At 73.2% G+C, this 6,386-nt stretch carries 10 protein-coding genes; 3 read left to right on the top strand and 7 right to left on the bottom strand.

The features are described 5' to 3' along the window. Positions 1-490, bottom strand: a 490-nt coding sequence (locus VGX25_RS09535; RefSeq protein WP_326917271.1) for a DAK2 domain-containing protein, incomplete at its 3' end; no start/stop codon positions are given. 100 nt (positions 491-590) lie between these two features. Here VGX25_RS09535 and rpmB point away from each other — a divergent pair. Then, complete coding sequence (gene rpmB, locus VGX25_RS09530; protein ID WP_325159017.1) at positions 591-782, top strand: 50S ribosomal protein L28; 192 nt, start codon at positions 591-593, stop codon at positions 780-782. Between the two features lie 30 nt (positions 783-812). Here rpmB and VGX25_RS09525 read toward each other — a convergent pair whose 3' ends face one another. The 4 genes from VGX25_RS09525 to VGX25_RS09510 are packed head-to-tail and all read right to left on the bottom strand — an operon-like array spanning position 813 to position 3,442. Next, a complete protein-coding gene (locus tag VGX25_RS09525; RefSeq protein WP_326917270.1) occupies positions 813-1,259 on the bottom strand; it encodes a PPOX class F420-dependent oxidoreductase in 447 nt (148 codons plus the stop codon). Positions 1,260-1,292: 33 nt separating this feature from the next. Further along, a complete protein-coding gene (locus VGX25_RS09520) occupies positions 1,293-1,970 on the bottom strand; it encodes a uracil-DNA glycosylase (protein WP_326917269.1) in 678 nt (225 codons plus the stop codon). A gap of 22 nt (positions 1,971-1,992) precedes the next feature. Next, the gene (locus tag VGX25_RS09515; RefSeq protein ID WP_326917268.1) at positions 1,993-2,445 is read right to left on the bottom strand and encodes a GNAT family N-acetyltransferase; all 453 of its coding nucleotides are present in this window, start codon (positions 2,443-2,445) and stop codon (positions 1,993-1,995) included. A gap of 22 nt (positions 2,446-2,467) precedes the next feature. Beyond that, positions 2,468-3,442: a thiamine-phosphate kinase gene (locus VGX25_RS09510; protein ID WP_326917267.1), complete on the bottom strand. Its 975-nt coding sequence runs from the start codon at positions 3,440-3,442 to the stop codon at positions 2,468-2,470. A gap of 107 nt (positions 3,443-3,549) precedes the next feature. On the opposite strand from VGX25_RS09510, the gene VGX25_RS09505 reads away from it, so the two are divergent. Together VGX25_RS09505 and VGX25_RS09500 are read left to right on the top strand one after the other, a co-directional pair. After that, positions 3,550-3,783 (top strand): Lrp/AsnC ligand binding domain-containing protein, encoded by a 234-nt coding sequence (locus VGX25_RS09505; RefSeq protein WP_326917266.1) that lies wholly within the window; start codon positions 3,550-3,552, stop codon positions 3,781-3,783. A gap of 20 nt (positions 3,784-3,803) precedes the next feature. Next, the gene (locus VGX25_RS09500) at positions 3,804-4,373 is read left to right on the top strand and encodes a DUF3515 domain-containing protein (RefSeq protein ID WP_326917265.1); all 570 of its coding nucleotides are present in this window, start codon (positions 3,804-3,806) and stop codon (positions 4,371-4,373) included. Positions 4,374-4,386: 13 nt separating this feature from the next. Here the strand turns inward: VGX25_RS09500 and VGX25_RS09495 are convergent, their stop codons facing one another. Continuing rightward, on the bottom strand, positions 4,387-5,481 hold the full coding sequence (locus VGX25_RS09495) for a D-alanine--D-alanine ligase family protein (RefSeq protein WP_326917264.1): 1,095 nt from the start codon (positions 5,479-5,481) through the stop codon (positions 4,387-4,389). Beyond that, a partial coding sequence (locus tag VGX25_RS09490) for a PLP-dependent aminotransferase family protein (RefSeq protein ID WP_326917263.1) occupies positions 5,474-6,386 on the bottom strand: 913 nt, incomplete at its 5' end. The genes VGX25_RS09490 and VGX25_RS09495, both read right to left, overlap by 8 nt.

The raw sequence follows: 6,386 nt of genomic DNA, 5'->3' as shown, positions 1-6,386 counted from the left end.
GGGCCTCGGCCGCGGCCCGGGCCGCCGACTCCGCCACCTCGGCCAGGGTGTCCGCGCCGCGCGCGCCGGCCGCGGCCGCGTCGAGCACGGTGAGCATGGTGCCGGCGACCGGCTCGGAGACCGCGGCGGTGGCCAGCTTCGCGCCGTGCGCGAGGGCCGCGCGCAGCCCGGGCCCGGTGATCGTGCCGGCGTCGGCCAGCTCGGCGGCGAGCCCGCGCAGCAGCTGGGAGACGATCACCCCGGAGTTGCCGCGCGCCCCGGCCAGCGCGCCCCTGGCCAGCGCGCCCAGCGCGGCGCCCGCGGTCTCCGCGGGGGCGTGCAGCAGGGCGTCGAGCGCGGCCCGCACGGTGTGCAGCAGGTTCGACCCGGTGTCGTTGTCCGCCACCGGAAAGACGTTGATCCGGTCGATCGCCTCCCGGTGCGCGCCGAGCGCCTGCACGCACCCGGCGGCCCAGCGCCGCACCTCACCGGCGTCAAGAGCCTGCAGCACATGCGGGAGGGTAGCCGGGGGCCGGTTTGGGCCCGACAGGGTGCGACGTTAGACTTGGAACGTTGCACCTGGGGGTAACACCGACAAAGGAGTGTTTGACGTGGCTGCCGTTTGCGATGTGTGCGGCAAGAGGCCGGGCTTCGGCAAGTCGGTCTCGCACTCCCACCGGCGCACCAGCCGCCGCTGGAACCCGAACATCCAGACCGTGCACGCGAAGATCGGAATCTCGCAGCGCAAGCGCATGAACGTGTGCACGTCCTGCCTCAAGGCGGGCAAGGTCACCCGCGGCTGAGACCTGAACCGAAACCGGCGCCGGCCCCCTTCACCGGCGCCGGTTTCGCGTCTTCACCGAACGGCTCGATGCGACGGATCTGGCGTTCACGCGGTAGGGCTCGGACTCGCCGAGTCCCCAGCTCACGATGCGGCGCGGATGGATGCGGATGATCTCGCCGGGAGTGCCCGGGAGACCGGCGGGGGCGGTGGCGCCGGTGAGGGCCTCGGCGTCGCCGCGTACCTCGACCCCGCGGACCTTCCACGGCTTGGTCGACTCGATGTCGTCGACCACGAAGGCGGCACGGCTGCCGGCGGCGACGTTGCGGAACTTCTTGGACCGGGCCATGTTGTGCCCGCCGATGTCGATCGTGCCCAGCTCGGCGTTGTACCGGAACCCGGTCGGGCTGACCTGCGGTGTGCCGTCCGGTGCCACGGTGGCGAGGCGGCCGAGCACCTGGGAGCCGAGGTAGTCGAGCTCGGCTTGGGTGAATGACATGGCTCAAGGCTGCAACCTCGAGTTAGGACGAGGTCAAGGCAGCTTCCAGTCGATCGGCTCCGCGCCCTGCTGCTCGAGGAGCTGGTTGGCCCGGCTGAACGGCCGCGAGCCGAAGAACCCGTTGTGCGCCGACATCGGGCTCGGGTGCGCCGACTCGATGCACGGGATCGAACCCAGCAGCGGCTTGAGGTTGCGCGCGTTGCGGCCCCAGAGGATGGCCACGGCCGGGCCGCCGCGGGCGGCCAGCGCGCGGATCGCCTGCTCGGTGACCTCCTCCCAGCCCTTGCCCTGGTGCGAGTTGGGCTTGTGGGGCTCGACGGTCAGCGCGCGGTTGAGCAGCAGCACGCCGCGCTCGGCCCACGGCGTCAGATCACCGCAGGACGGCATCGGGTGGCCGAGGTCGTTGTGCAGCTCGGTGAAGATGTTGACCAGGCTGCCCGGCAGCCGGCGAACGTCGGGGGCCACCGAGAAGCACAGCCCGACCGGATGCCCCGGCGTCGGATACGGGTCCTGCCCGACGATCAGCACCCGGACGTCGGCGAACGGCTTGGTGAACGCGCGCAGCACGTGCTCCCCGGCCGGCAGGTAGCGCCGGCCCGCCGCGACCTCCGCCCGCAGGAACTCCCCCATGGCGGCGATGCGGTCGGCGACGGGCGCCAGCGCCTCCGCCCAACCGGGATCGATGATCTCGGACAACGGTCGTGCGGCCACGTCGGGAAACCTTATCGAGTCCCTAACCCAGGGTTTTGCCGAGGTGGACGCTTTCCGGGGCGTTCGCGTAGTAGCCGAAGGGGGGCACGTCGGTGTAGCCGCTCGACCGGTAGAGGGCCACCGCCTCCGGCTGCCTGCTCCCGGTCTCCAGGACGAGCCGGCGGGCGCCGGCGCGCTTCGCGGACAGCTCCAGCTCGGCGAGCATCGCCCTGGCCAGGCCGCGACCGCGGGCGGCCGGCACGACGTACATGCGCTTCACCTCGACGACACCGTCGGCGTGCGCCCGCCAGCCGCCGCAGGCCACCGGCGCTCCGTCGAGGTAGCCGACCAGGAACAGGCCGCGCGGCGGGGCGAACTGCGCCGGGTCCACCCGGGTGCCGTCCGGCCCGCCGTACCGGACCACGTACTCCTGCTGGACCTCGTCGATCAACGAGCCGGCATCGGGGTGGTCGTAGGGGACGACGCGGATCTCCACGAGTCCTATTCAACGTGACCGCTCAGCGCCAGTGCTGCCAGCCGGCGGGGCCCTCGTACGGCTTGCCGTCCACCGTCACCGCGCGCCCACGGGTCACGGTGCCGATCGCGGTCCAGCCATCGGGGACGGCGGCGGGCTCGGGGAACGTCGCGGCGAGGGCGTGGTCCTCGCCGCCGGTCAGCACCCAGTGCATGGAGTCGGCGCCGAGCGCGGTGGCCACGTCGACCAGCTTCTGGTCCACGGTGAGCAGGTCGGTCCGCACGTCGATGGCGATGCCCGAGGCCTCGGCGAGGTGCTCGAGGTCGGCGAGCAGCCCGTCGGACACGTCGATCATCGCGGTGGCGCCGGCCTCGGCGGCCTGCGGTCCGGCCTCGTACGGCGGCTCCGGGTTGCGGTGCGCGTTGACCACGCTGACCGGCGAGCGGAAGCCCCTGCCGAGCACGGCGAGACCGGCGGCGGCCCAGCCGAGCCGCCCGCACACGGCCACGATGTCGCCGGGTAACGCGCCACCCCGGGTGACCGGGGCCCGCCCCCGCAGGTCCCCGAGCGCGCTGATCGAGATCATCATGACGTCCCCCGTCCCTGTGCTCGCCATGTCCCCGCCGACCAGGCCGACCCGCGCCCGCGCCGCCTCCTGCCACATCCCGGCGGCCAGCGCCTCGATCATGCTGGCCTCGGTCCGGCCGGGGCAGGCCAGCCCGACCAGCACGCCGGTCGGCACCGCGCCCATCGCCGCGATGTCGGCCAGGTTGACCGCCACCGCCTTGCGCCCGACCTGCTCCGGGGACGACCAGTCCAGCCGGAAGTGCACGCCCTCGACGAGCACGTCGGTGCTGGCCACCACCCGACCGTCGGCGGCGGCGACCACGGCGGCATCGTCGCCGGGGCCGAGCACCGTGCTCGCCGGTTGGGCCCGCCCGCTGATGACCCGGCGAATGAGGCCGAACTCACCAACATCGGCAACTGTCTGCCCGTTTACGGGAGGTTTCGGTCGCATAATGCCTCCCTGCACGAAAAGTCGGATCGCCCAACGATGGTCAACTGCGGTACGTTGCCCATCACGTTCCTACCTCTTGGGCATAGATCGACACGAAGGGGCGCGCCGTGGTCCATGCATACATCCTGATTCAGACGGAGGTTGGCAAGGCCGCAGTGGTCGCTGCAGAGATCGCCAAGATTGCGGGGGTCACAACCGCGGAGGACGTGACCGGGCCCTACGACGTGATCGTCCGGGCCGAGGCCGACAACGTCGATCTGCTCGGTCAACTGGTCGTCGCGCGTATACAGAATGTTGAAGGCATAACGCGGACGCTCACCTGCCCGGTGGTCCATATCTGACCCTGTGTTCTCGTTGGTCCGTGTCCGACCGATCCTCTCCCGAGCCGTTGTCCCGCAGGACCATTGGTGTCGCTGTCGGGCTCGCCCTCGCACTGGCCGTGGGCGTGATCGTGATCAGCAGGCTGGTGGGGGACGCTCCGGTCCCGGCGCCGCCACCGACGACGACCACCTCGGCACCCCGCACCGGGCCGCTGGCACTGGTTCCCGTCGACGCCCCCGACGCGAACTCGCCGGCCTGCGCCGCGCTGCTCGGACGGTTGCCGGCCCGGCTGAGCAGCGGCTCGCGCACGCTGGGCCGGCTGCCGCTGGCCGAGCCCGCGCCGCCGGCCACCGTGGCCTGGGGAGACGGGGGTGAGCCGGTCGTGCTGCGCTGCGGCCTGCCCCGCCCGCCCGAGCTGACCCCGACCGCCCAGCTGAGGGACATCTCCGGGGTGAGCTGGCTGCCGGTCCAAGGCGACGGCGCCACCACGTGGTACGTCGTCGACCGGACCGCGTATGTGGCGCTGACCGTCCCGGGAGATGCGGGCACCGGACCGCTGCAGGAGATCTCCGAGACGGTGCGAGGGAAGCTGCAGCGGCGGCCAGGCTAGCGCGGGCCCGGTCCTAACGAAGGCCGGTGCCGCGGGCGATGGCGGTGTCAATGAGGGTTGCCAGCAGGGTCGGGTAGTCGACGCCGGTGACCTCCCACATCTTGGGGTAGGCCGAGGTCGGGGTGAACCCGGGCATGGTGTTCAGCTCGTTGAGGGTGAGCGTGCCGTCGGCGCCGACGAAGAAGTCGACCCTGGCCAGGCCCTGGCAGTCCAGCGCGCGGAACGCGGCGATGGCCATGGCGCGCAGGCGCTCGGTCACCGCGTCGTCGAGCTTGGCCGGGATGTCCAGCTCGCACACGTCGTCGAGGTACTTGGAGTCGAAGTCGTACCAGTCGACGCCGGCCCCGACCAGGCGGATCTCCGCCGGCAGCGAGGCCTCGAGGCGCCCGTCGGGGAACTCAAGCACGCCGCACTCCACCTCGCGACCCACCACCATGGCCTCGACCAGCACCTTGGGGTCGATCGACCGGGCGAGCGCCACCGCGGCGTCCAGCTCGGGCCAGGACGTCACCTTGCTGATCCCGGTGGACGACCCCGCCCGCGCGGGCTTGACGAACACCGGAAGCCCGAGCCCGGCCTTCTGCGTGTCGGTCAGGGTGGTCTCGCCGCGGTGCAGCACCTCGTACCGGCAGACCGGCAGCCCCTCGGCGACGAGCAGCTTCTTGCTGTACTCCTTGTCCATCACCACCGCGCTGGACAGCACGCCCGCGCCGACGTACGGGATTCCGGCCATCTCCAGCAGGCCCTGGATCGTGCCGTCCTCGCCGTAGGCGCCGTGCAGCACCGGGAAGACCACGTCGATGCCGGACAGGACCTCGCCCTCCCGGCCGCGGTCGAGCACGACGAGGCGCGCCGAGGTCGGGTCGGCCGGCAGGGTGAGCGCGGTGCCGGTGGACACGCTCGGCAGGCGGCGGTCCTGGATCTCCAGCGTCTTCGGCTCGGCCGGGCCGAGCACCCAGGCGCCGTCCGGGGTGATCCCGACCGGGAGCACCTCGAAGCGGTCCGGGTCGAGGTTGGCGAGCACGCTGGCGGCGGACACGCACGACACGGCGTGCTCCGAGCTGCGCCCGCCGAAGACCACCGCCACGCGAAGCTTGGAGTCAGCCATGGGCCACGACCCTACCCGGGCGGCGGAGCAGCTCGACCAGCACCGGCAGCGCCTCCCGGAGCTGCTCGCGCGAGCAGGCGGCATAACCGAGAGCGACGCCGAACCAGCGCGGCCGGCCGCAGTGGTGCCGGGCCAGGCCGTCAAGCAGCAGCCCGCGGCGCTGGGCCCGGCGCAGCAGCTCCCGCTCCTCCTCTGCGGAGCCGACCAGCACCACCACGTGCGCGCCCGCCTCGTCGCCGAGCACCGGCACGCCGCCGGCGACCAGCCCCTCGGCCAGGATCTGCCGGCGCTCGGACAGCTCGCGGCGCAGCCGGCGCAGGTGCCGCCCCAGGTCGCCGTGCCGGGCCAGCTCGACGAGCACCAGCTGGCCCGCGGCCGCCGGCCCGGTGCCGCCCGCCTCGCGGTGCGCCAGCACGGCGGACACCACCGGCGGCGGGGCGACCATCCAGCCGACGCCGAGCGTCGGGGTGAGGATCTTGCTCGTGGTGCCGAGGTGCACCACCACGTCCGGGGCCAGCGCGGCCAGCAGCGGCAGCGGGGCCACGTCGTAACGCAGCTCGCCGTCGTAGTCGTCCTCGATCACCAGCCAGCCCTCCCGGCGGGCCCGCTCGACCAGCGCGACCCGGCGCCCGGCGGCCATCCGCCCGCCGAGCGGGTACTGGTGCGCGGGTGAGCAGTACACCGCCCGCACGGTCGCCGGGACGGCGTCGACCTGCAGGCCGTCGGCGTCCACCGGGGCCGGCACGATCCGCAGGCCCGCGGCCCGCAGCGCGCCGACCGCGCGCTGGTAGCCGGGGTCCTCGACGGCCACGGTGTCCCCTGGCCGCAGCACCGCGGCGGCCAGCTCGGCGACCGCCGCCGAGGTGCCGGCGGTGGCCAGCACGGCCTCGCCGACCGTGCTGGAC

Source organism: Actinophytocola sp. (assembly GCF_035942955.1).
Classification (GTDB): Bacteria; Actinomycetota; Actinomycetes; order Mycobacteriales; family Pseudonocardiaceae; genus DASYTH01.
This window is presented reverse-complemented; position numbering and strand designations above follow the sequence as displayed.